Source organism: Cyanobium sp. ATX-6F1, from assembly GCF_047395825.1.
GTDB lineage: Bacteria > Cyanobacteriota > Cyanobacteriia > PCC-6307 > Cyanobiaceae > ATX-6F1.
Map to the genome: position 1 here is coordinate 304,911 of NZ_JBCEBF010000003.1, position 22,376 is coordinate 327,286.

The window sequence follows — 22,376 nt, forward strand, 5'->3', positions numbered from 1 at the left end:
CCGGCAGCGACTGCCCGACACAGCCGTCCAGCCTAGGGACTGACCGGTCCTGAGATCAGGCGAAGAAATCCAGAGGGAAGGGGCCCCAGGTGTCCTCGGCCTCAGGCGCCACGGAGCTGTGCCCGCTGATCAACACTCCCAGGCCGAGCCCGGCTTCCTGGCGCAGGCGAAAGCGGCCGGTGTTCTGGTTTCCCTTGAGGAACACACCACCGCTGGGGGTCCCAGCCGCCTCGCTTGGATCGGCCTCAAGGGGAGACCAGCCGTGTTGACGCTCAAGTTGGCGCAGGGCGGCGATGGCGGTGGCGCCATCGGCGGCCATCACTCCGATGGTGAACCACTCGCAGGCCGCCAGCTTTTCGTCGAGTTCAGCGCGCAGCCCCTGGCGCTCGGTGGCTCCCAGGGTGGGGGCAGTGCGCAAGCCGCGCAGGGCCATCAGCGACGGAAGCGAGGCAGACGTGCTCAAGAGGATCGGCCCAGGGAACAGTCAGTCTGTCGGGCCCCAAAGAAGCGGAGACTCACCGAGCAGAGGCTGAGCCAGATGAAGCCCACGCAAGCACCCGCAACGATGTCGGTGGGCCAATGCACCCGGCAATAGAGCGTGCTCAGCCAGATCACAGCGACCCAGAGGGCCGAACCCAGGTAGAGGGGGCGCCGCAGCTGGGGATAGCGGGCCACAAGGATGGCGCACATCAGGAAATAGAACACCACCGCACCGGCGGCATGGCCGCTGGGGAAACTGCGGCCGAAGGCCTGCACCAGCTTGTCCTCAGGGCGGTGGCGATCGAAGAGCGGCTTGAGCCAGCGGTCGACGATCAACAGGATGCCACCGGTGCCCACCACCAGCCAGCGCAGCTCATTCCACCAACGCTTCCACCCCAGGTAGATCAGGGCTGCCGTCACCAGCACGGCGGTGAACTGAATGCCGCTCACCTTGTAGACCCTCACCAGCCAACGGCCCATGCCGACGGGGATCACCTGACCAAGCCAACTGAGCAGAGCGTTGTCGAGGGGGGAAGCTCGAGGGGCACCACCGTCAGCGCGATCAGCAGCACCAGTGCCAGGGCCGCCAGGCAGGCCAGCAGGCGCCAGGGGCCGAACAGCCGCATCCAGTCCTTCAGCCCTCCCAACAGCTGGAGGGACAGCGCACGCTTCATGGCCTTGATTCTGCGCCCTGGGGGGGCGAATCGGAGCCGCCAGAGAGCCTGGCTGCCGCGGCTGGCCAGCTGCTCGATCCGCTCAGGCGGCAGGGAAAACTCCCGCAGCTTGCGCTCCTCTCCCACCACCAGAACCGATGGCGGCAGCGGTGTCCCCGGCTTGGTCTCAGCCCTGAGCTCCTCCTCGGCGCTGGCGGCGCTGTCGAAGAACCGGGCCGGATGGCCGCTGTAGAACACGACGCTGTAGCGCTTGTAGCCCACCACCAGCAGCGGTTCGCCGGGGCGGATCCACTGGCCGGCCAGGGCGGCCACCTCCCGCACGGGCTGTTGCCGTTCGCGCTCCATCAGGGGGGCCAGTCCGGGAACGACCAGCAGCAGCACCCCGGCGAAGGCCGCCAGATTCGGAAGCCACAGAGCCTGCGGCGGCCCGCCGCGGCTGAGCCGAACCACCATCGCCAGGGCGGCAGCCGCGAGCAGCGCCGCAAAGATCAAGGGCAGACCTGAGCGGGACAGGGCAGCAGCAAAGCCTGGATAGGCCGGATCACCCGCGGCCCAGCGTGGGGCGATCGCCGCCGCCACCGCCATGGCCGCCAGCAGCAGCGCGTTCAACCAGCCATAGAACCGCTGCCAGCGATCGTCCATCAGCGGGGCCTGAGACACCGACAGTGGCGCGGCCGGCAGTGGCATCCAGAACAGGGCCACCACCAGGGCGCCGGCGGGAACAAGAGGGAGGATGTATCCCGCCAACTTCGTGCTGGCGGCCGAGAAGAACAGCAGCACCACCAGAAACCAGACCAGGCAGAAGGGTGCGAACTGCACACTGCGGGGCTGCTGACGCCAGCGCTCGAGCTGCCAGAAGCGCAGTCGCAGGGCGGCCAAGGGCAGAAACAACGACCACGGCAGGAGCAGGATCAGGCACCAGGGCAGGTAGAAGTACCAGGGGCCGGAATGGCCATAGAGCACCGAGGTGTAACGCTGCAGGTTGCTGAAGCCGAAGAAGCCCCCGAGGAATTCGGTGCCGTTCGCCCGTGCCGCCAGCAGGTACCAGGGGCTGGCCAACGCAAGGAAGGCGACCGCCATCGGCAGCATTGGCATCTGGCGGAGCACGGAGCGCAACTGGGCCGAGCCGAGCAGGAACACCACGATCACCGCCCCCGGCAGCACCAGACCCACCGGGCCCTTGGCCAGCACCGCGATGGCGCTGAAAAGAGGCATCGCCACGTAGCCGCAGCGGCGCAGGCCAGGCCGGTCCACCTGGCTGTAGGCCAGAAAGAATCCGAACAATGACAGCGTGATCGCACTGGAGAGGAACATGTCGGTGACGGAACTGCGCCCCCAGCCCACCCAGCCAGGGTTGAACGCCAGAAGCGCGGCCCCAAGCCAGCAGCGTCGCCAACGGCTCCCGGTCGCTTCGCCCTCGGACAGCACCCAGAGCAGAGCGAAGCCCGCCACCACCACCGCGCTGGCCATGAGTGCCACGGGCAGCCGCGCCGCCCAGGCGCTCACACCGAAGAGGCGAAAGCTCAGGGCCACCATCCAGTAGCCCCAGACGGGATAGTCGAAGAACGGCTCACCGTTCCAGTGGGGCGTGATCCAGTCGTTGCGCTGCAGCATTTCCCGGCCCACCTCCACGAAGAGGGCTTCGGTCTTGTCCATCAAACTGAGCGTGCCCAGTTGGTTGAAGAAGGCCACCCAGCAGAGCAGCAGCAGACCAGCGGCTGAAAGCAGAGCCAGACGGGTGGAGCGCGCCTGCGGGATTGAAGTGAAAGCCATGCGATCAGTGCACGGGAGGGGAGAAAAAGACAAAACCGTACGTTCAGCAAAGAACGAGCGGCACAAAGATCAGCTCAGGGGGTGTTCCAGACGAAACGGGAGGAGGCGGCGTAATTCCATACGAACACGACGGTAATGCCGGCTATCTGAGCAAAAAGGGTGTCTTTGGCCACGCTGGAATAAAAAACACTGGCCAGACCGATGTTGGCCAGCATGGGCAGAGATGCGACGATCAGAAACTTGATCAGGCCTGCCAGCAATGGGAATCCCTTTAAGCGCAGATGGCGAAACGTGAGCGTGTTGTTCACCAGATAATTGCTGCATGCTGAAACAATCACAGCCGGAGGTAATGAGGCGACAAAAGAAAAGCCCAGCAGCATCAAAATCTTGGAGGCCAGCAACTGGACCCCGATTCCCGAAACACCGACCAAGGCGAAACTCACCGCACGCCGGGGAACCATGCGTAACAGCAGCGTATGGATGATCGACACACCAAAGTCCCAGAGGATGGAGACATCCAGCTTGGAGCTTCCGAAGCTGCGGGATTGGAAGGTCAGCGGAGTCTCAACGGCAACAAGTTGCCCCCGACTGATCGAAAGGAGTTCGTAGAGGAACTTGAAACCCTGCGCATCCACCTGTCGAATCATCGGCATGCAGCGATCGAGGCGCAGGGCAAAGAAGCCACTCATGAAGTCAGTGAGATGCCTGTAGCGAGGCAGGGTGAAGCGCGCCAGCTGGTTGGCCATCACAGAACCTCCTTCGCGCTTGCTGCTCAAGCCCACAATTGAGGCAGCGTGGTGAAAGCGGCTGCCGATCACCAGATCGGCGTTCTGGGCCTGCAAGCTGTCGAGTGCCTCCGCAACGGCCGCCGGTTCATGCTGGCCGTCGCAGTCCATGACGACTGCCAGGTCGCCGGTGGCATCGAGGAGTCCCTCCTTGATCGCACTGGACAAGCCGGATCGCCCCACCCTCCGGATCAAGCGGAGGGCGGGTTCCTGATGGGCCAGTTCCTTCACGAAATCGGCGGTTCCGTCCGCCGAGTCGTCATCAACGACAATCAGCTCCAACTGGAACCGGTTGCGAAGGGCCAGCAACTGCTGGAGGATCGGCTGAATGTTCTGCCGCTCGTTGAAGGTGGGCAGAACGATGGTGACCCTCGCTGCCGGAGAGGTCCCGGCAGACGCGACGACCGATTCGGGCAAAGGGGAGATGCCTCAGACGCTCGGAGGTTACTTGATGTACTCCTTGAGCACGCCGTTGCGGTTGGGGTGACGGAGCTTGCGCAGGGCCTTGGCCTCGATCTGGCGGATGCGCTCACGGGTCACATCAAAGATCTGGCCAATCTCCTCGAGGGTCTTCATGCGGCCATCATCAAGGCCGTAGCGCAGGCGCAGCACGTCGCGTTCGCGGGGGCTGAGGGTGGCCAGAACCCCCTCAAGATCTTCCCTCAGCAGGTTCTTGGCGACATCTTGCTCTGGGTTCTCGATGTCGGCTTCGATGAAATCACCGAGGCGTGAATCTTCCTCTTTACCGATCGGTGTTTCCAGCGAGATCGGCAGCTGGGCTGATTTGGCGATGAAGCGCAGCTTCTCGATCGTCATCTCCATCGATTCAGCAATCTCCTCCTCGGTGGGTTTGCGGCCGAACTCCTGGCTGAGCACCTTGGTGGTCTTCTTGATCCGAGAGATGGTTTCGTAAAGGTGCACCGGCAGGCGAATGGTCCGGCTCTGGTCAGCGATCGCCCGGGTGATGGCCTGGCGGATCCACCAGGTGGCATAGGTGGAGAACTTGTAACCCTTTTCGTGGTCGAACTTCTCGGCGGCACGGATCAGGCCGAGGCTTCCCTCCTGGATCAGGTCCTGGAAGGAAAGACCCCGGTTCATGTATTTCTTGGCGATCGACACCACCAGCCGCAGGTTGGATTGGACCATCTTTTCCTTGGCCCGGCGGCCGAGCATCAGCCGGCGACGGAACTTGACCAGGGGCATGTCCAGGAGGACGGCCCATTCCTTGTTGTCGGGGGCATGGCCGTTGTCCTGCTCGAACTGCGCGGCGAGTTCCTCGAGATGGAGCAGGTCGGCGATCTTGCGCGCCAGCTCGATCTCCTCATCGGGCCGCAACAGGCGAATGCGGCCGATCTCCTGCAGGTACACCCGGATCGAATCCTCGGTGTAAACGCCCTTGGGGCCGACCTTGATGCTGGCCAGGACCTTGGCGGCCTTGGGGTCCTTGCGCTCTTCAGCGCTGGCGGCCAGGAGCTCGTTGGCGGCCAGATCGAGATCCACAGCGCTCTCGGCACTGCCACTGGGGTCGGCCTTCGCTCCATCGGCCTTGCTGGCGGCAACAGCCTTCTTGGCCGTGGCCTTGGTCGTGGCGGCCTTGGCAGCCACCGCCTTTGAGGCCGCTGCCTTCGAGGTGGTTGCCTTGGTGCCGGTGGTCTTTGCCGCTGCCGACTTGGCTGCCGCGGCCTTGGGGGTCGCCGCCTTGTGGCTGCGGCTCGGGCTCACCTTGTTCGCCGGATCAGGCTGCTCAGCGGTGTCGTTGGCGGGAGACGGCTCGGCTGCGGTGGCGTCGTCGGCCATGGGGGGCGATCTGCTTGCGGCTGCGGGTGCTCTTGGGCTTGGTCATCGTGACCTCGTCGCCGATGCCGTTGGCGACCAGCAGGATCTCAGACACGGGCTTGGTGACGTTGGCAGCGACAGCAGGACTCATGGCGGACAAGAACAGGAAAGGGGGCGCGTGTACACGCAAAACGGACAGCCCGGAAAGGGCGGTGACATCCGATCAGGCCAGAGTGCAGACCAGACGAACGCTGCCGACAACGGCCTGGCGATCGACCATCGCCCAGAGACCGAAATTCATCGACGGCATCAAGCGTCCGAGGAAAGCAAACCCAACTTGAAAACGACGAGCACGGTGATCGGGGCGAAAGCCCAGCAGTGCTGTCAGGGGTGGTCTCAGACCGGGAGGACCGATGGGGAGGGAGACTCCTCCTGGCACTCTCTTCAGGTCTTCCCTCTGGACGGAACTCTGCGGGGTTCCGACAGCAGCTTTAGCAGCTGCTCAACATGGTCATTCTAAGAAATCGATGTGGGCTTTGCAAGGTTGGAGGAATCTGAGCCGGTGCCCCCTGGCCCCACCTGGCTTCAAATCTGGCTGGAGGCGGGACGTGAGGGACGAATCTTCACCTATGCCAACCCGCTGGGGCTGCCCCTTGCCAGCGGTGATCTTGTGCGACTGAAGCTGCGGGGCCGGCGTCATGTCGGCCTGGTGGTGGAAGGGCTCGAGCGACTGCCGCCGGAGCTGGACCCCGATCGCCTTCAACCGGTGGAGGGGCTGCACCAGAGCGCCGCTGTGGACCCCCACTGGCGGGCCCTGCTCAGTGAGGTGGCGGCGGACTGCCACACCAGCCTGTTCAAGACCTTGAAAACGGCCCTCCCCCCGGCTGGCTGGGGCAAAGGCCCGAGCGCCAGGGTGGGCCGGCCCGCAACCGTTGGCTGGTGGAACTGACGCCCGGCGCGGATGCCACAGGCCCATCCTCCTCCGCCCTCACCCCCGTCAGCAGTCGCTGCTGGAGCTGCTGGAGCAACGGGGTGGCCGCGCCTGGCTGAGCACGCTCACGACCGCGGAGCGCTTCAGCCGCTCGGTGGTGGAAGGGTTGGAGCGCCAGGGGCAGCTGCGGCGCCGGGCCGTGGCCGCCGGCAGCGCTGAGTTCATGACCCTGCAGGCCGCCGGGGTGGCCGCGGTGGATGGAACCGCCGGGACCCTTGAGCCACCTCAGGCACCCAGCGCAGCCCAGCGCCAGGCTCTCGAACGCCTGGCCGCCACTCCGCCAGGCGGTGCCCTGTTGCTCTGGGGGTGACCGGCTCGGGCAAGACCGAGGTGTATCTGCAGGCCTGCGCCCTGGCCCTGGCCGAGGGCCAGAGCGCCCTGGTGCTCACCCCCGAAATCGGACTGGTCCCCCAGCTGCTGGATCGCTTCAAGGCCCGTTTCGCCAGTTCGATCGTGGAGTACCACAGCGGATTGAGCGAAGCCCAGCGCATCGCCAGCTGGCGCCGCTGCCTGGAGGCTGACCGCGCCCAGCCGGTGGTGGTGGTGGGCACCCGCTCAGCGGTGTTCCTGCCCCTGCGGGACCTGGCGCTGATCGTCCTTGATGAGGAACACGACAGCTCCTACAAGCAGGACGCTCCGATGCCCTGTTATCACGCCCGCGATGTGGCCCGGCACCGGGCCCGACGCAGCGGCGCCCGGTTGCTGCTGGGCAGTGCCACCCCATCGCTGGAAACCTGGCTCGCCTGTCAGCAGAGTGGCCCAGGGGCCACCGCCCTGGTGCGACTCCCCGAACGCATCGGCCAGCGCCCCCTACCGCCGGTGCGGGTGGTGGACATGCGCCAGGAACTCGCAGAAGGTCACCGCCGCCTGATCAGCCGGCCGTTGATGGAGCGACTGGAGCGCCTGCGCGAGCAGGGGGAGCAGGCCGTGGTGCTGGTACCTCGGCGCGGTTACAGCAGCTTCCTGAGCTGCCGCAGTTGCGGTGAGGTGGTGCAGTGCCCCCACTGCGATGTGGCCCTGACGGTGCACCGCTCCGTCCGTTCCGGTGACTGGCTGCGCTGCCATTGGTGCGATCACCGTCAGGACATCGAGCCGCGCTGCGGTGCCTGTGGCTCCACCGCCTTCAAGCCCTTCGGCGCCGGCACCCAGCGGGTGATGGAGCAACTCAGCAACGAGCTGGAGGACCTGCGGGTGCTGCGTTTCGACCGCGACACCACCCGCGGCCAGGGGGCACCGGCGCCTGCTGGAGCAGTTCGCCGCCGGAGAAGCCGACGTGCTGGTGGGCACCCAGATGCTGGCCAAGGGCATGGACTTGCCTGCGGTGACCCTGGCGGCGGTGCTGGCGGCCGATGGCCTGCTGCACCGCCCCGACCTGCGCTCCAGCGAGCAGAGCCTGCAACTGCTGCTGCAGCTGGCGGGCCGGGCCGGCCGGGGCGAGCGAGCGGGGGAGGTGCTGGTGCAGACCTACTGCCCCGACCACGCCGTGATCCGCCACCTGGTGGATGGCCGTTATGAACGCTTTCTGGAGCAGGAGCTGGAGATTCGTCGCCAGGCGGGCCTGGTGCCCTTCAGCCGGGCGGCCCTGCTGCGGCTGGTGGGGGTCTCGGCCAGCGCCACCGCCACCGCCGCCACCACCCTGGCGGAGCGCATCGCCCCCCAGGTGCTGAGCGCCGGCTGGGTGATGGTGGGGCCGGCCCCAGCACCGATCACCCGGGTGGCGGGCCGCAGCCGATGGCAACTGCTGCTGCACGGCCCATCGGGCAGCCCGCTGCCTCTGCCGCCGGAGGCGGAGCTGCGCCAGGGGTTGCCCAAGGGGGTGGGTCTGGCGATTGATCCCGATCCCCTGGAGCTCTAGGCCGGCAGCTCCGGTAGTCGGAAGCCCACCTGCCAGCGCAGCCGCTGCAGGATCAGCACCAACGCCAGCACCAGCGCGATCCCCACACTGCCCAGGCCGAGGCGGCTCCAGCGCCAGACTCTCAGCTCCAGGCGATTCACGGCACCGCTGCGCAGGGGCCAGACCACCCCCTCGCCCAGCAGTCAGCTCAGCGCGGGGCGCCAGGGGCTGAGCCAGGCGCACGGAGCCCAGGGCCAGGGGTTCGAAGCGCAGCTCCAGGTCCAGCCCTGGCCAGGCCCGCGTCGCAGCGAGATCCAGCTCAAGCACCAGCTGCTGACGCACGCCGATCAACCAGTTGCGCTCCCGGAGCGACCACCCAGGCGGCGGCAGCTCCAGCCCCCCAGCCGGGCCGCCACCGCCACGCTGTCCTGGAGCCAGGCGGCGGCGCGATCCGGAGTCAGCACCGGGCTGATCACCCGCAGATCACCACCGCGCCGTTCCAGCCGGTGGGGCAGATCAGCGATTCCCTTGACGTACTGGTCCTGCCACGGCAACCGCTGGCCGGTGGCGCTGGAGAAGCGTTGCTCCAGTTGAATCCTGCCCGGTGCGGGGAAATGCACCGCGGTGCTCACCCGCATGCACCCCCCAAGAGCGCGGCGAGCAACAGCAGCACGCTCAGCAGAGCAGCGAAGCCCCAGGGAACTCTCGTGGGGCCCACCGGCGGTGGCGGAGGAGCCTCCTGGCGGCGAGGGTCGCTTCGGCCCAGGGAGCCGGCCCTGGCCCGACCCTGGAGTGATTCCACCTCCCCCAGGGCCGGCAGGGTGAGCGACCAGTTGCGCGGCCGCTCCAGCTCGGGGGCCTCCAGCACCATCTCGAGCGCCTTGGCCTCCAGCCGCAGGTCGGGGTCGGCGCAGGCGCGCAGGGAGCGGCAGAGACGGAGCGCCCGCTCACTTTTCCCCTGGCCCATCAGGGCCGTGGCCATCAAGAGCCGCAACCGCCCGCCGATCGCCGTGCGGGGCCCATGGAGCTCAGCCAGGGGCTCCAGCAGGGCCAAAGCGGTGCCGTAGTCGCCACGATCGAGGGCCGCGCGGGATCGATCGAGGAACTCCTCAGCCATGGGGTCGATGGCGACCCGTCACCATCGTGCCGATGCCCGCATCGGTGAACAGCTCCAGGAGCAGGGCATGGGGAACCCGGCCATCGATGATGTGGGCGGCCGCCACCCCTTGGGCAAGGGCACGGATGCAGCATTCGGTCTTGGGGGTCATGCCACCATCCACCACGCGGGTGGCGATCAGATCGCGCGCCTCCGCCAACGAGAGCTGGCGCAGCAGCGAGCCCGGATCGTGGCGATCCCTCAGGATCCCAGGGGTGTCGGTGAGCAGGATCAGCTTTTCGGCCTGGAGGGCCGCCGCCACTTCCCCGGCCACGGTGTCGGCGTTGATGTTGTGGGCGGCCCCCTCGGGGTTAGCCGCGACGCTGGAGATCACCGGGATGTAGCCGTTCTCCAGCAGGGGCTTGAGCACCGCGGGGTTGACCGCCGCCACATCCCCCACCAGGCCATGGGAACCATCACCCCAGGTGCGGGCCTCCACCAGGCCTCCATCACTGCCGGAGAGGCCCACCGCCTTTCCACCCACACGGTTGAGACCGTTGACGATCTGCTTGTTGACACGGCCCACCAGGACCATCTCAACCACATCCATGGTGTCGGCGTCGGTGACCCGCAGCCCTCCCTCGAAGCGGGGTTCGATCGCCAGGCGCGTGAGCCACTGGTTGATCTCCGGCCCGCCCCCGTGGACCACCACGGGCTGGACCCCGACGCAAGCCAGCAGGGCGAGATCGCGGAACACCGCCTCGCGCAACTCCTCGCGCACCATCGCCGCGCCGCCGTACTTGACGACCACCCGCCGGCCTGCGAAGCGCTGGATGTAAGGGAGCGCCTCGCTGAGGACGGAGGCCCGCAAGCTGTCCTGGGCGCTGATGACGGGGTCGTGGCTCAAGGCTCGCTGGGCGGGGAATCAGGAAGGGGCAGCAGCAGCAGCTCGAAGCCATCGGCGCCGCTGGGGTGGATTTCGGCCACCAGGCCAGGGGCGAAGAAGCGCCCGAGCCGCTCGCAGCGATCCTGCCAGCGCTCCAGGGGGACCCCGCCGGTGCGGAATTGCAGGCTGAGGCCGTAGCCACCATTGCGGGCCAGTTCGCGCACGGCGATGAGTTCGGGCGGGGCCTCGTCATCCCAGAGGCGAAGGGCCTGGAGCGACGTTTCCAGGTGAGCCTTCTGGCCGTAGCGCCAGCGGGTGACGTCTTTGAAGAGTTTGCGCAGCGCCTCGGCAGCGGGGAGAGAACCCAGCTCCTGGGCACCAGGTTCGGCCTCGAGCTTGTCCGCCGGGGGCAGTTCAGAGGATTTGAGCGCCAGGCCGCCCAGCAGCACCGGCACGCCATAAAACACCCCCGCCAGGCTGATGTTGGGACTGTCGCTCACGTAGGCGATCGAGCCGATCACGGTGAGGGCCGCACCGGTGATGGTCACCAGGGTGCCGGGGAGGCGAAGGCATTCATCACGCCATCTTCGGTTAAGGCCGGGCAGGATGGCCAGGATCGCCCTTGAGCTCGGCCATGGCCCCTGACCCAGCAAGCGTTCCCCCTGGCGACGCCCATGGCGCGGCGGCCGAGCCCTCCAACGGCCTGTTGCTCGAGCAACTCTCCGCCGATCGCCTCTGGTTGCTGCAGCAGATCGATGCCGGCGCCTGGCCGGACCTGCGCCTGGACCTGGCCGCACTGGAGCGGGAGTTGGGCCAGTTGCTGGATCAGGCCGCCCAGCGGCTCAAGCTCTGATGGCTGGGGCCACCCAGTGACCCACGGATCAGAAGGGAATGTCGTCGTCCCCCTCGGGGAAATCGGGCACCAGCGGCGAGGTGTTCCAGGCAGGGGCGCTGGCCGATTCCGGGCTGGGGCGGGCGGGGCTGGCCGCCTGCTCGGGAGCGGCTCGGACGGCAGGGTCCCCGCCGGCGCCACTGCCCACCCGCACCGGTGCCGGCACGGAGCCCTGGCGCGGGCGCGGGGGGCTCCCCCAGCGGCGGACCCAGCCGCCGGCGGGGGCAACACGCCTGGAGCCTCCCCTGCTGGGGCGGCAGCGATCGGGTGCAGGCGCGAGAGGGTGAATTCGGCCCGCTTCTCCTTGATGCCGTCCTGACGGGTGACGGTGTTCATGCGCAGGCGTCCCTCCACCACCAGCCGCTGGCCGGGCTGCACCCGGTTCTGCAGGTCCTGGGCGAGGCTTCCCCAGCCCACCAGCTTCAGCAGACCCGGGGGATCCTCGGGCCGGAGCCCATCGATCTGCACCGACACCTCCGCGATCGGGGTCTGATTGTCCTGGGTGTAACGGATCTGGGGCGCCTCCAGCACCTCCACTTCCAGCACGGCGTGATTCAAGGAGCTGGGTGCTGCGGCGGTGGCCCATCTTGATGCACGAACCCGCCCCAGAGCAGACGCCCCAGCGACATCTCTGGCTGGTGGCGGGCACGGGCGAGGGGCCCCTGCTGGCGGCCGCCCTGCTTGAGCGCGGATGGCGGGTTCAGGTGAGCCTGGTGGCGGCCTCCGCCGGGCGCGCCTATGACCCGCACCCCGACCTGGAGCTTGAGATCGGTGCCCTGGGTGGGGAGGGGGCAATCGAAGCGCGGCTGGAAGCGGCGCGCGGGCGAGGCGCCGCCTTTGCCTGGGTGGTGGATGCCAGCCACCCTTTCGCCCGGGTGATCAGCGCCCAGCTGGCCGCCGCCTGCCAGCGGCAGGGCCAACCGTTGCTGCGGCTGTGGCGGCCATGGATCGGAGCCGAGGGCAGCAGCGATGGGGCAGGCCCGGGCGTCACGCTGCTGAGGGATCTGACGGCCCTGGCCCAGGTGGATCTGGTCGCGGATCAGCTGCTGCTGGCCATCGGCGCCCGCCAGCTGGGGGCGGCCCTGGCGGCCTCCAACGCCGCTGGCCACGGGGCCCGCATCCTGCCGAGCCCCACGGCCCTGCGGCTGGCCCAGTCGGCGGGTCTCAGGGACGCTCAGATCGCCTGCCACCGGCCAGGGGCGCCTGGCCTGCCTGAGCTGGCGCTGGAGCGGGCCCTCTGCCGCCACTGGGGCAGCACCGCCGTGCTGGCCCGTCAATCCGGAGGCCTCACCGAGGCCCTCTGGCGCCAGCTGGCCCGCGAGGAGGGCCTCAAACTGCTGCTGCTGCGGCGCCCGCTTGAACCGGAAACCATGGACGTCTTGCCGATGGAGGCCCTGCTGGAGAAGCTGAGGAGCCCAAGCGCGCGCCCATGACCCAGGAGCAGCCCCTGGAGCTGGTGCTGACCAGCGAAGCGAATGAGGAGCTGGCCGAAACGCTGGCGCGGGATTTGCTGGAGCGGGGGCTGGTGGCCTGCGTCAGCCTGCATCCCGTGAGCTCCCATTACTTCTGGAAAGGACGGCTGGAGCGCAGTGAGGAAGTCCAGCTGCTGATCAAGACCCGCCCGGAGCACCTGGCGGAACTACGCCTGGCGCTGCAGCGCTTGCACAGCTACGACACCCCGGAATGGATCCACTGGCCCGCCCGCACAGACGGGGCCTATGGCGCCTGGGTGAGCGAGAGCTGCGCCCTCAACCTAGGTGAGCCGCCACCAACTCCTTGAGGGAGCCCTGGGGGCGGGGACCCAGTTGGGTCACCACCTGGCCCGCACAGAGGGAACCCAGTTGACCGCAGCGCTCCAGGGGCTGCCCCTGGGTGTAGCCGTGGAGGAAGCCGGCGGCATAGAGATCTCCGGCGCCGGTGGTGTCCACCAGATCACCGAGATGAACGGGTTCGATCCCATGGCTGCGCTCGCCTGAGAGCACCAGGGAACCCCGCTCGCTGCGGGTGAGGGCGGCCACCCGGCAGCGGCCCCGCACCTGTTCCACCGCCGCCTCGAAGCTGTCGGTTTCGTAAAGGGCGGTGATCTCCGTCTCGTTGGCGAAAAGCAGATCCACGTGGCCGTCCACCAGCTCCAGGAAACTGTCACGGTGCCGCTGCACGCAGAACGCATCCGAGAGGCTCAGGGCCACCTCACCGCCACTGGCGCGGATCACCTCGGCGGCGGCGATGAAGGCCCGCTTGGCCGGCTCGCTGTCCCACAGGTAGCCCTCCAGGTACAGCACCTTGGCCCCCCGCACCAGCTCCAGATCCAGATCGGCCGGATCCAGATTCACCGAGGCCCCCAGGTAGGTGCACATCGTGCGTTGGGCATCGGGGGTGACCACGATCAGGCATCGGGCCGTGGAGGGTCCCGTGCTGGCGGCCGGGGTGGTGTAGTGCGCACCCACGGCGCGGATGTCGTGGGCGAAGATCGCCCCCAGCTGGTCATCCCGCACCCGGCCGATGAAACCGGCCCTGCCCCCGAGCTGGGCGATGCCGGCGAGGGTGTTGGCCGCCGAGCCTCCGGAGGTTTCCAGGCCGGCGCCGCTGGCGCCATAGAGCCGTTCCGCCTGCTGTTCGTCCACCAGGGCCATGGCCCCCTTGGTCAGACCGTGATCGGCCAGAAAACGATCATCCGCCTGCACCAGCACATCGACGATGGCATTGCCAATGCCGACCACATCAAAGGTGTTGTCCATCGATTCATTCATCGGTTCGTTGACCTCAGACGCTCAGCAGAGCCCGCTTGGGGCCATGGATGGGATCTTCCACCACGATCGTCTGATCACGGTTGGCGCCCAGGGAAACGATGGCGATCGGCACCTCCATCAGTTCGGCCAAAAAGCGCAGGTAAGCCATAGCCGTGGGGGAGATCCTCCAGGCGGCGGCAGTCGGCGGTGGAGCACTGCCAGCCCGGCAGGCTCTCGTAGATCGGCCGGCAGCGGGCAAAATCCTCGGCACTGCTGGGGAAATACTCAATCCGCTCGCCGTTGAGTTCGTAGGCGACGCAGACCTCGATCGAATCGAGTTCATCGAGCACATCGAGCTTGGTGATCGCCAGGCAATCGAGGCCATTGACCTGCACCGCATAGCGGCCAATCACGCCATCGAACCAGCCGCAACGCCGCCGGCGCCCGGTGGTAGTGCCGAACTCGCCGCCCCGGTCGCAGAGGTGGTCGTTGAGACTCCCCTCCAGCTCGGTGGGGAAGGGCCCTTCGCCCACCCGGGTGGTGTAAGCCTTGGCCACCCCGATCACGCGATCGATCAGGGTCGGGCCGACCCCGGCGCCGATGCAGGCCCCACCGCTCACCGGATTGGAGGAGGTGACGTAGGGGTAGGTGCCGTGGTCAAGATCCAGCAGGGTGCCCTGGGCGCCCTCGAACAGGATGTTCTTGCGTTCGCGGGCCGCCTGGTGGATGGTGCGGGTGCAATCCACCACATGGGGCGCCAGGCGGCGTCCATAGGCGGCGTATTCAGCGATCACCTGCTCAGGATCGAGGGGCTCGAGGCCATAAATCCTCTCCAGCAGCAGGTTCTTCTCGGCCAGTGGTGCCAACAGCCGATCCCGCAGCCGGTCCGCATCGAGCAGATCGAGCACCCGGATGCCATTGCGCTCCGATTTGTCGGCGTAGGTGGGACCGATCCCCCGGCCGGTGGTGCCGATGCGGCGATCACCGCGGCGCTGCTCCATCGCCTGGTCGAGCAGACGGTGGTAGGGCATGGTCACGTGGGCGGTGGAGGCCAGACGCAACCCGGAAATATCGATGCCGTTCTCGGTGAGCATGTCGAGCTCACCGAGCATCACCTTGGGGTCCACCACCGTGCCCGATCCGATCAGGCAGATGATCTCGGGATAAAGAATCCCCGAGGGAATCAGGTGCAGCTTGAGCACCTTGTCGTCCACGACGATCGTGTGACCGGCGTTCACACCGCCCTGGTAACGGACGACGACGTCGGCGGAGCGGCTCAGCAGATCGGTGATCTTGCCCTTCCCCTCGTCGCCCCACTGTGCTCCGATGACGACAACGTTGGCCAAGGGCACAGCGGCCCAAAGCCGCTTTAAAGCACAATCCGTGAGCTTCTCAGATCGCCCAGCCCTTCGTCAAAGGGAACGGACGCGGCGCGTTCTGTCCGCCAGGGCTCAGGCGCCGCGGACGACACTTGTTTCGGCCTTTTTGAGCTCCTTGTCCAGCCGTGCCTTCAGCGCTTCCGGGATGGGGCGGTTGGCGTAGGCGGCGTAATGGGCCGCCAGGGCGTTCATGGCCGTCTGCATGGTGGTGAAGGAACTCAGGCCGTTCAGCCGAGCCTGGGGCCGATAGCGGGCGGTGTAGCTGTTGATCAGGCTGCGGGCCTCGACCTCGGCCTGCTTACGGCTGGGATCGTCCTGCGGCAGGGCGATGGTGGTCAGCAGGCTCTGGGCCACAGCCACGGTGTCATCGACGTAGTTCCCCGTGATCGGACCACTGGCGGATGTGCAGGCGGAGAGCACCAGCACCAGGCAGAGGCAGACCGCCACCAGGGAAGCCTTGACGCGAACGAGCACCGCAGCCATGGGGAATGCAACTAGGAGGGTTGGATCTTAGAAGAACTGAGCTTTGGGGCCCCAAGGGCCGGAGCTTCCCATTCAGGCAGTGTGCCTGCCTGCGTCAGGCCGCCCCGCTGGCCAGGCCGCGCCGTTGGTCCACCAGGCCGGAGAGCACCGTGGCCAGGAGCTCGGAGGCGGCGAGCTCCTGCTTCCAGAGCGCCCTGGCGCTCCACCAGTTCCACCGTGCCTGCCTGGGCGCCCCGGCCCACCACCACCCGCCAGGGGATGCCGATCAGGTCCGCGTCCTTGAACTTCACCCCGGCCCGCTCGGGGCGATCGTCGAGCAACACATCGATGCCGGCCCGCTGGAGTTCGCCGTACAACTGCTCGGCCAGGGCCACCTGGGCCTCCTCCTGGACGTTGGCGATCACGATGATCAGCTCAAAGGGGGCGATGGCCACGGGCCAGATGATGCCGTTGCTGTCGTGGTGCTGCTCCACCGCCGCCTGGGCCAGCCTGGAGACACCAATGCCGTAACAGCCCATCCAGAGGGCCTCCTCCTCGCCGGCCTCATTGGTGAAGCGGGCCCCCAGGGCTTCGGAATACTTGCGCCCCAGCTGGAAAATGTGACCCACCTCGATGCCGCGGCGGGCCCCCAGCAGCTGGCTGGGGTCATGGAGGCAACGGTCGCCCGCCTGGGCCGCGCGCAGATCGAGGCTCTCAGGGGTGGTGCCCGCCTCACTCCAACGGGCCCCCACCCGGTGGGCCTCCGGCTGGTTGGCCCCGCACACAAAGATGTCGAGCGCGGCGGCGGTGGCATCCGCCAGCCGCAGGAAGGAGGGCGACCAATCCCTGGCGCCGGCGAGAACGGCATCCTCGAGCTGGGGGCCGAGATAGCCAAAGGGCAGGGGCTTGAGTCCCTGGCTCTGCAGCTGCTCGGCGCTGATCGGCTCGACATCCAGCAGGGTGCCGCGTTCCTCCCCCAGACGGGCCGTCAGGGCATTGGCCAACTTGATGGGATTGAGCTGTTGATCACCCCGCAGGCTGATCAACAGCGGCTGGGAGGGCCCTGCGGCAAAGCGGGCCAGCAGCAGCAACACCTTGACGATCTGGCTGGGATCGAATCCGTGGGCGGCGCAGAGGGCCTCGATGCTGGTCTGGCCAGGGGTGGCCAGAAGCGTGACCTCGCCGGCGATCAGCGGCACCGCCTCGCTGGCCAGGGAAACAGCCCGCTCCTGGTTGGCGGCATAGGTGCCGTCCGGGCTGGTCAGGATCAGATCTTCGCCGGCCTCGGCGGTGACCATGAACTCCTGGCTGGCGGAACCACCGATGGCGCCGCTGTCGGCCTCCACGGCCACGGCCCGAAGGCCGCAGCGGCCGAAGATGCGCCGGTAGGCCCCATCAAGTTCGCCATAGGCCCGCCGCAGATCCTCTTCATGGGCGTGGAAGGAATAGGCGTCCTTCATGATGAATTCACGCCCGCGCATCAGGCCGAACCGGGGGCGGATCTCATCGCGAAACTTGGTCTGGATCTGGTAGAGGCAGACCGGCAGCTGGCGGTAGGAGCGCAACAGATCTGCGGCCAGGGCGGTGATCACCTCCTCATGGGTGGGGCCCAGACCCAACGAACGCTGCTGACGATCCACCAGGTGGAACATGATCCCCTCGCCCGCGGTGTAGCCCTGCCAACGGCCACTGCGTTCCCAGAGGTCGGCGGGCTGCAGCTGGGGAAGCAGGGTTTCGAGACCCCCGACGGCGTTCATCTCCTCGCGCACAATCGCTGAGATCTTCTGCAGCACGCGCCAGAGCAGAGGCAGGTAGACATAGATGCCGGACGCCACCCGACGGATGTATCCCCCCGCAGCAGCAGCTTGTGGGAGATGATTTCGGCTTCGGCGGGATCGTCCCGCAGCGTCACCAGCATCAGGCGGGAGACGCGCATGGGAAGAGTCGAGGGAGCCTTTGGGCTGGACGCTATCACTCAATCCTGCGGGGTAGGCGCGGCGGCGGCCGTGGCCACCGGCGGGACCGGAAAGTTCTGCTAAGGTCCCCGGAACTCCCAATCGTCGCAAAGTCGTCTCATGGTCGCCCATTCGATTCCCACCACTGGAGTGGGTGCGTATTCGGCGGCGCCGCTCCAGGGGGATTGCCTGAGAGCGCCCATGGGGCGACGGTGGTGGGCGATGCCCTGATCGGCATCGATGAGGTGCAGAAAGCGCTGAACCGCTCACGGGCCTCGGTCTATCGCTACACGAACACCGACCCCCGCAACCTCAATCCCCCGTTCAACCCGCGCAAGCTCAACCCCGAGTACCGCAGCGATCAGAAGGATCCACTCCACTTCCACCCCAACGAAGTGGCCCGCTTTGCCCGGGACGTGCTGCGCATCAAGGAGGTCACCGTGGAGGTCCTCAACTCCCCCTCCACCGCGACCCATCAACTTCTTGGTTCAATCCTTGAGGAACTGCGCTTCATCCGCCAGCACCTTGGCGGCATCGAGAGCCCGCCCCTTGAGTTCAGCGCCAAGCGCGAGCGCAACGAGCAGTCGCGCCCAGCGGCCTAGGCCAGGTGGCCATTTGGGGACGAACTGGATCGTCCTGCCTTTAAGTGCCACAATTGAAGGTGACTGAATACGCGCCCGATGGCGTCAGGTTGCTGACCCTTCGATCCCCGCGACTCAGTTGCTTCCTCCTTCGATCCGAGCATCGCAGGTCGGGGCTGCCCCCTCACCCTCGTCCATGGACTCCGACCCCCCACCCCGAACCGCCGCCAGTCACCCCTTCACCGACGACCCCACGGCAGCGGACACCGGAGAGGATCCCTTCAGTCAAAAACCATTTCAGGCCACCGGTTCCGCCCTGGCTGGGGTCTTGATCGCCCTTTTGGCCCTTGCCCTTCCGCTCGCGAGCGTGATGGGTGATCGGCCGCCCCGACTCGGCCTGGACGGCAGCGACGTCGAGCGGGACGGTTCTGGCAGTGGTGGGTCGAGAGTTAACGGAACCGAAAGTGGTGCTGTTCTCACCCTTCCGGCCAGCTTGAGCGATGGATCTCGAACGCCTGCCCCCTCACCCGCCCCAGGGCTGGTGAATCTGGTGGTGGAGATTCCCGCCGGCAGCCGTAACAAGTACGAGTACATCCCCGAAGCCGGGGTGATGGCCCTTGATCGGGTGCTGCACTCCTCCGTGCGCTACCCGTTCGACTACGGGTTCGTCCCCAACACCCTGGCGGAGGACGGCGCTCCGCTCGATGCCATGGTGATCATGGAAGAGCCCACCTTCGCCGGCTGTCTGATCGTCGCCCGGCCCATCGGTGTGCTCGACATGATCGACAGCGGCCACCCCGACGGAAAGTTGCTCTGCGTGCCGGCGGCCGATCCGCGCCAGGACGGCATCCGCAGCATTCGCCAGATCGCCACCACCCAGCTGGAGGAGGTGGCGGAGTTCTTTCGCATCTACAAGAATCTGGAGGGCCGAACCACCACGATCCTCGGCTGGCAGAATTCAGACTGCGTCGCAGCCCTGTTGGAGCGGTGCATCAGGGCAGCCCAGGGGCCGCTCAGCGGCGACGCTGAAGCAGGAAACCCTCCACATCAAGGGCCTGGAAAATCCTCGCCGGATCACTGAAGCCGGCCGCGTTGACCAGAGCCGTGAGGCGGGCCAAGCCGATGGGGTGAAGGGCCTGGGTCAGGGGAGCCAGCTGTTCATCGCTGGCCAAGAGCCCACTGGCCCGCTGAAAGCCCAGCCAGGCGGCCTCCAGCTGCTCCTCCAGGCCACTGAGGGAGGAGCGCATCAGATCCACCAACACCAGTTGCCCCCGGGTTGAAGGCTCTGGGCCAGGGCCGTGAGGAAGGCCAGCTTGCTGCCGTCGTCGGGGAGCGACTGGAGCACCAGCACCGAGAGGGCTCCGGCGAACCGTCCGTTTTCCTGCAGCGATTCCACCGTGCAGGGGCGCCATTCGATCGTGGGCGCATGGCTGAGCCGTTCCTGGGCCACCTGGAGCATGGCCGCCGAAGGGTCGATGGCCGTGAGCCGCCAGTCAGGACGCTGGGCCACCGCCTCCAGCAGCTCGGCGCCGGTGCCACAGCCGGCGACCAGCACTGCTGCGCCCTGCTGAGCGGCGCTGGGACCAGCGGCCAACAGCGCCACCGCCAGGCGCGCCAGGCTGGTGTAGCCAGGGATCAGTTGCTGCAGGATCAGGTCGTAGCCGGCCGTCTCCAGGGGTTCATCGGGGTGGGCGACCACGGCGGAGGGACAGCTGCGCCGATGCTAGGGAGCAGCTCCGCCAAGATCCGTTGCATGGGCGAAAAGCAGGCGCCAACCGACAGGTAGGTTGGACGGCGCCATGTCCCCCTATCGACAGTGCCCACCATCCGTTTCGAAAAGGAAGGCCAGCAGGTCGGCTGCATCGAGGGGGCCAATCTGCGCAAGGCCGCCCTGGACGCGGGCATCAACCCCTACAAGGGCCTGAACAACTTCAACAACTGCGGTGGTCTCGGCCAGTGCGGCACCTGTGTGATGGAGGTGCTCGAAGGTGAGCGCAACCTCTCCCCCGCAGCGATGTCGAGCAGGTCTACCTCGCCGACCGGCCCTCCAACTACCGCCTCAGCTGCCGCACCACCGTCAATGGCGACGTCACCGTGCGCACCCGCCCCGACGCTGGGGTGGGCAAAGGCTCCAACAGCCTGGTGGGAGCCCTCAAAGCGCTGATCGGCAAGTAGCGGCGCCATGACCGCCCCAACGGCTCCGGTGCCGGGGAATGCCCTGCGCATCTACAGCTACGCGGCCTGCAGCACCTGCCGCAAAGCCCTGAAGTGGTTGCAGGAGCAGGGCATTGCCCACGAGGTGGTCGACATCACCAGCTCGCCGCCCTCCCTGGCGGAGTTGCGCCAGGCCCTGGCTTCGCTGGGAGATCGCCAGCGCCTGTTCAACACCAGCGGCCTGAGCTACCGCGCCCTCGGTGCCGCCACCGTCAGGTCACTGAGCGACGACGAGGCCCTGTCGGCCCTGGCCGCTGACGGCAAACTGATCAAGCGCCCCTTCGTGCTCACCTCAAACGGCGGGGCCCTCACGGGCTTTGATCCTCAGCGCTGGCAGGAGGCGTTTCACTCACCTGTGGCGTGAGGGTAAGTGCATCGAGCTCCTGCATCAGCTGCTCGATGCCCGCCCGGTTGATCTGGGCCAGGTAGGTCACCTTGAGGTTCTCCAGCAGCGCGCAGATCAACTGCTGGCTGCGCACCATTCCGCCACCCGACTCCAGGGCCAGGGCCAGTTCATCCCAGAAGCGATCGATCAGGTCCTGAATCTCGCGCACCTGCTGGTCGTCGGCCTGCTCCAGGCGCTGGCCAGTGCTGCGCGAGAGGCCGAGGAGGTTGTCAACAACCCCCGCCGCCAGTTGCCGGCTCAGCTCCTGCTCCACCTGCAGCAAGGGCTGAAGGCTGCGCAGGGCCGGTGGCAGCACCGTGGTGCGAAAGCTCTGCTGCAGAGCATGTCCGACGATCGCGCGAAGCTCCGGCGCCAGGCGCGGCGCCACCTGGGCGAGCACCAAGGGGCCCCAGATCCGCAGCAGTTCCACCACCTCCCACTCCTGCTGGGAGGGCACGCTCTGGTGGCTGCGCAGGGTGCGGATCCGATCGGGCCACTGGGGTGAACGAACCAGCTGCTGCATCCCATCGACCAGCTGCAACGCCAGCACCTCAAACAGCTCCACCGCCAGCAGGGCCACCACACCGCGGCTGAGCACCGCCCGCAGGGGCTCGAAGTTGACCAACCCGCTGGACTGCAGACGCTCGATCACCGACACCAGTCGCAGCGGCCGCCAGAAAGGCAGCAGCAGCGGCAGATCGGTCCAGCGCCGCAGGCAGGCCTGCCGCCAGCTCAGGCCAGGTAGGCGCCGGCGCAGGCGCACCAGGCGCATCAGGATGTCGAGCAGGAAGATCCACTGGAACAGCAGCAGGTCGATGCGCCAGAAGTGGTCGGTGGGGCGGCCGTTCTCATCGATCGAACGCCAGTAGTTGGTGGCCACCAGGGGCAACACCTCCTTGCGCCAGAACAGCCGTTCACCGCTCCAGGGGTGCTGCTGCAGCCAGGCGTCGCTGAGCAACCGCTCCGCCGAAGCCTTGGCGGAATCCAGATCAGCTCGCTGGCGCAGGCGGTTCTTGATCTTCTCCAGGGTTCCGGTGGCGCCAGAGGCCTGAAACGGGTTGGTGTCGATCAGGGCGCGGGTGAGCTCCAGCTGCTGGCGCCGCAAATCTGAGCGCTGGCGGGGATCCACTCCCGCCTGGGTCATCGCCCGATCGAGGGCCTCGAAGCGCACCAGAAAGGTGCGGGTCTCCCGGTGGGGCTCGATGCCCTTCACCGGGTCGTAGAGCGGCGTGACATCGGGCAGGACCGTCATGGGCAGCATCAGCGGCACCGACGGCAGGGGGTAGAGGTTGCGCTGCAGCCAGAAGGTGCGCAGGGGCACATAGCTGAGGTCGAAGCCCACAAAGATCAGGTTGACGGTGGCCCAGAGGGCCACGAAGCGGTCCCAGCCACGCCAGAGCGGCGCCGCTTCCGGGGGGACAGGATCGTGCCAGCGGGGCCGAACCATGGCGTCAGCACGGGAAGGCTCAGGCTAGGGAAGGCGC

The 22,376-nt window shown here is 67.3% G+C and carries 25 protein-coding genes and 7 pseudogenes; 12 read left to right on the forward strand and 20 right to left on the reverse strand.

Annotation, left to right across the window (positions count from 1 at the left end; translation table 11 throughout):
* Nucleotides 1–55 precede the first annotated feature (55 nt).
* The 6 genes from AAF143_RS13095 to AAF143_RS13120 all read right to left on the reverse strand — a co-directional run bounded on the left by AAF143_RS13095 (nucleotide 56) and on the right by AAF143_RS13120 (nucleotide 5,639).
* Nucleotides 56–463: a DUF1824 family protein gene (locus AAF143_RS13095; protein WP_255006039.1), complete on the reverse strand. Its 408-nt coding sequence runs from the start codon at nucleotides 461–463 to the stop codon at nucleotides 56–58.
* Entirely contained in the window at nucleotides 460–975 is a 516-nt protein-coding gene (locus tag AAF143_RS13100) for a phosphatase PAP2 family protein (RefSeq protein WP_414027157.1), read from the reverse strand. The genes AAF143_RS13095 and AAF143_RS13100 overlap by 4 nt, the downstream gene beginning before the upstream one ends.
* Complete coding sequence (locus AAF143_RS13105) at nucleotides 972–2,927, reverse strand: ArnT family glycosyltransferase (RefSeq protein ID WP_414027158.1); 1,956 nt, start codon at nucleotides 2,925–2,927, stop codon at nucleotides 972–974. Before AAF143_RS13105 ends, AAF143_RS13100 begins: the two co-directional genes overlap by 4 nt.
* Before the next feature lie 74 nt (nucleotides 2,928–3,001).
* Entirely contained in the window at nucleotides 3,002–4,129 is a 1,128-nt protein-coding gene (locus AAF143_RS13110) for a glycosyltransferase (RefSeq protein ID WP_255006043.1), read from the reverse strand.
* Between the two features lie 27 nt (nucleotides 4,130–4,156).
* Entirely contained in the window at nucleotides 4,157–5,509 is a 1,353-nt protein-coding gene (rpoD, locus tag AAF143_RS13115; RefSeq protein ID WP_414027159.1) for an RNA polymerase sigma factor RpoD, read from the reverse strand.
* Nucleotides 5,457–5,639, reverse strand: a complete 183-nt coding sequence (locus AAF143_RS13120; protein ID WP_414027160.1) for a hypothetical protein — start codon at nucleotides 5,637–5,639, stop codon at nucleotides 5,457–5,459. Before AAF143_RS13120 ends, rpoD begins: the two co-directional genes overlap by 53 nt.
* Before the next feature lie 411 nt (nucleotides 5,640–6,050).
* On the opposite strand from AAF143_RS13120, the gene AAF143_RS13125 reads away from it, so the two are divergent.
* The 5 genes and pseudogenes from AAF143_RS13125 to AAF143_RS13145 all read left to right on the forward strand — a co-directional run bounded on the left by AAF143_RS13125 (nucleotide 6,051) and on the right by AAF143_RS13145 (nucleotide 8,334).
* A complete protein-coding gene (locus tag AAF143_RS13125) occupies nucleotides 6,051–6,437 on the forward strand; it encodes a hypothetical protein (protein ID WP_414027161.1) in 387 nt (128 codons plus the stop codon).
* Nucleotides 6,421–6,789 (forward strand): hypothetical protein, encoded by a 369-nt coding sequence (locus tag AAF143_RS13130; protein ID WP_414027162.1) that lies wholly within the window; start codon nucleotides 6,421–6,423, stop codon nucleotides 6,787–6,789. The genes AAF143_RS13125 and AAF143_RS13130 overlap by 17 nt, the downstream gene beginning before the upstream one ends.
* A 20-nt stretch (nucleotides 6,790–6,809) precedes the next feature.
* Nucleotides 6,810–7,652: pseudogene (gene priA / locus AAF143_RS13135) on the forward strand (primosomal protein N'); the annotation flags it as partial.
* A gap of 118 nt (nucleotides 7,653–7,770) precedes the next feature.
* Nucleotides 7,771–7,851 (forward strand): annotated as a pseudogene (locus AAF143_RS13140) (hypothetical protein); the annotation flags it as partial.
* A gap of 78 nt (nucleotides 7,852–7,929) precedes the next feature.
* On the forward strand, nucleotides 7,930–8,334 hold the full coding sequence (locus AAF143_RS13145; RefSeq protein ID WP_414027502.1) for a hypothetical protein: 405 nt from the start codon (nucleotides 7,930–7,932) through the stop codon (nucleotides 8,332–8,334).
* Here AAF143_RS13145 and AAF143_RS13150 read toward each other — a convergent pair.
* The 5 genes and pseudogenes from AAF143_RS13150 to AAF143_RS13170 form a co-directional block, all read right to left on the reverse strand.
* Nucleotides 8,331–8,501, reverse strand: coding sequence for a DUF3153 domain-containing protein (locus tag AAF143_RS13150; protein ID WP_414027163.1), 171 nt, complete (start codon nucleotides 8,499–8,501; stop codon nucleotides 8,331–8,333). The two genes, AAF143_RS13145 and AAF143_RS13150, sit on opposite strands and share 4 nt — an antisense overlap.
* Nucleotides 8,502–8,610: 109 nt before the next feature.
* Nucleotides 8,611–8,951, reverse strand: a pseudogene (locus AAF143_RS13155) (DUF3153 domain-containing protein); the annotation flags it as partial.
* Nucleotides 8,942–9,430 (reverse strand): hypothetical protein, encoded by a 489-nt coding sequence (locus AAF143_RS13160; RefSeq protein WP_414027164.1) that lies wholly within the window; start codon nucleotides 9,428–9,430, stop codon nucleotides 8,942–8,944. The gene AAF143_RS13160 and the pseudogene AAF143_RS13155, both read right to left, overlap by 10 nt.
* A complete protein-coding gene (argB, locus tag AAF143_RS13165; RefSeq protein ID WP_255006050.1) occupies nucleotides 9,423–10,316 on the reverse strand; it encodes an acetylglutamate kinase in 894 nt (297 codons plus the stop codon). Before argB ends, AAF143_RS13160 begins: the two co-directional genes overlap by 8 nt.
* Complete coding sequence (locus AAF143_RS13170; RefSeq protein ID WP_414027165.1) at nucleotides 10,313–10,843, reverse strand: DUF2854 domain-containing protein; 531 nt, start codon at nucleotides 10,841–10,843, stop codon at nucleotides 10,313–10,315. Before AAF143_RS13170 ends, argB begins: the two co-directional genes overlap by 4 nt.
* Nucleotides 10,844–10,929: 86 nt before the next feature.
* Between AAF143_RS13170 and AAF143_RS13175 the strand changes: the two genes are divergently transcribed.
* On the forward strand, nucleotides 10,930–11,148 hold the full coding sequence (locus AAF143_RS13175) for a hypothetical protein (protein WP_255006054.1): 219 nt from the start codon (nucleotides 10,930–10,932) through the stop codon (nucleotides 11,146–11,148).
* Between the two features lie 28 nt (nucleotides 11,149–11,176).
* Here the strand turns inward: AAF143_RS13175 and AAF143_RS13180 are convergent, their stop codons facing one another.
* Both AAF143_RS13180 and AAF143_RS13185 read right to left on the reverse strand, forming a co-directional pair.
* Nucleotides 11,177–11,353 (reverse strand): hypothetical protein, encoded by a 177-nt coding sequence (locus tag AAF143_RS13180; protein WP_414027166.1) that lies wholly within the window; start codon nucleotides 11,351–11,353, stop codon nucleotides 11,177–11,179.
* Nucleotides 11,354–11,523: 170 nt separating this feature from the next.
* A pseudogene (locus tag AAF143_RS13185) lies at nucleotides 11,524–11,733 on the reverse strand (single-stranded DNA-binding protein); the annotation flags it as partial.
* A 44-nt stretch (nucleotides 11,734–11,777) separates the two neighbouring features.
* Between AAF143_RS13185 and AAF143_RS13190 the strand changes: the two are divergent.
* Nucleotides 11,778–12,620 (forward strand): precorrin-6A/cobalt-precorrin-6A reductase, encoded by an 843-nt coding sequence (locus AAF143_RS13190; protein ID WP_255006058.1) that lies wholly within the window; start codon nucleotides 11,778–11,780, stop codon nucleotides 12,618–12,620.
* Nucleotides 12,617–12,967 (forward strand): divalent-cation tolerance protein CutA, encoded by a 351-nt coding sequence (gene cutA / locus AAF143_RS13195; protein WP_255006060.1) that lies wholly within the window; start codon nucleotides 12,617–12,619, stop codon nucleotides 12,965–12,967. The genes AAF143_RS13190 and cutA overlap by 4 nt, the downstream gene beginning before the upstream one ends.
* Here cutA and AAF143_RS13200 read toward each other — a convergent pair.
* From AAF143_RS13200 to AAF143_RS13215, 4 genes and pseudogenes are all read right to left on the reverse strand, one after another.
* Nucleotides 12,936–13,937 (reverse strand): adenosine kinase, encoded by a 1,002-nt coding sequence (locus AAF143_RS13200; protein WP_255006062.1) that lies wholly within the window; start codon nucleotides 13,935–13,937, stop codon nucleotides 12,936–12,938. The two genes, cutA and AAF143_RS13200, sit on opposite strands and share 32 nt — an antisense overlap.
* Nucleotides 13,938–13,950: 13 nt before the next feature.
* Nucleotides 13,951–15,268, reverse strand: a pseudogene (locus AAF143_RS13205) (adenylosuccinate synthase).
* Between the two features lie 99 nt (nucleotides 15,269–15,367).
* Entirely contained in the window at nucleotides 15,368–15,778 is a 411-nt protein-coding gene (gene psb27, locus AAF143_RS13210) for a photosystem II protein Psb27 (protein WP_255006070.1), read from the reverse strand.
* Between the two features lie 197 nt (nucleotides 15,779–15,975).
* Nucleotides 15,976–17,693 (reverse strand): annotated as a pseudogene (locus AAF143_RS13215) (proline--tRNA ligase); the annotation flags it as partial.
* Nucleotides 17,694–17,897: 204 nt separating this feature from the next.
* Between AAF143_RS13215 and AAF143_RS13220 the strand changes: the two are divergent.
* Together AAF143_RS13220 and AAF143_RS13225 are read left to right on the forward strand one after the other, a co-directional pair.
* The gene (locus tag AAF143_RS13220; RefSeq protein ID WP_414027167.1) at nucleotides 17,898–18,314 is read left to right on the forward strand and encodes a resolvase; all 417 of its coding nucleotides are present in this window, start codon (nucleotides 17,898–17,900) and stop codon (nucleotides 18,312–18,314) included.
* 472 nt (nucleotides 18,315–18,786) lie between these two features.
* Nucleotides 18,787–19,374 carry an inorganic diphosphatase gene (locus AAF143_RS13225; RefSeq protein WP_414027503.1) on the forward strand — a complete coding sequence of 196 codons (588 nt, stop codon included), beginning with the start codon at nucleotides 18,787–18,789 and terminating at the stop codon, nucleotides 19,372–19,374.
* Here the strand turns inward: AAF143_RS13225 and AAF143_RS13230 are convergent.
* Entirely contained in the window at nucleotides 19,307–19,540 is a 234-nt protein-coding gene (locus tag AAF143_RS13230) for a hypothetical protein (RefSeq protein WP_414027168.1), read from the reverse strand. The genes AAF143_RS13225 and AAF143_RS13230 overlap by 68 nt on opposite strands.
* On the reverse strand, nucleotides 19,540–19,992 hold the full coding sequence (locus tag AAF143_RS13235) for a class I SAM-dependent methyltransferase (protein WP_414027169.1): 453 nt from the start codon (nucleotides 19,990–19,992) through the stop codon (nucleotides 19,540–19,542). The genes AAF143_RS13230 and AAF143_RS13235 overlap by 1 nt, the downstream gene beginning before the upstream one ends.
* 117 nt (nucleotides 19,993–20,109) lie before the next feature.
* Here AAF143_RS13235 and AAF143_RS13240 point away from each other — a divergent pair.
* Both AAF143_RS13240 and AAF143_RS13245 read left to right on the forward strand, forming a co-directional pair.
* Nucleotides 20,110–20,468, forward strand: a pseudogene (locus AAF143_RS13240) (2Fe-2S iron-sulfur cluster-binding protein).
* Nucleotides 20,469–20,475: 7 nt separating this feature from the next.
* Nucleotides 20,476–20,871 carry a Spx/MgsR family RNA polymerase-binding regulatory protein gene (locus AAF143_RS13245; protein WP_255006089.1) on the forward strand — a complete coding sequence of 132 codons (396 nt, stop codon included), beginning with the start codon at nucleotides 20,476–20,478 and terminating at the stop codon, nucleotides 20,869–20,871.
* Here AAF143_RS13245 and AAF143_RS13250 read toward each other — a convergent pair.
* Complete coding sequence (locus AAF143_RS13250; RefSeq protein ID WP_255006090.1) at nucleotides 20,816–22,339, reverse strand: hypothetical protein; 1,524 nt, start codon at nucleotides 22,337–22,339, stop codon at nucleotides 20,816–20,818. The genes AAF143_RS13245 and AAF143_RS13250 overlap by 56 nt on opposite strands.
* Nucleotides 22,340–22,376 lie beyond the last annotated feature (37 nt).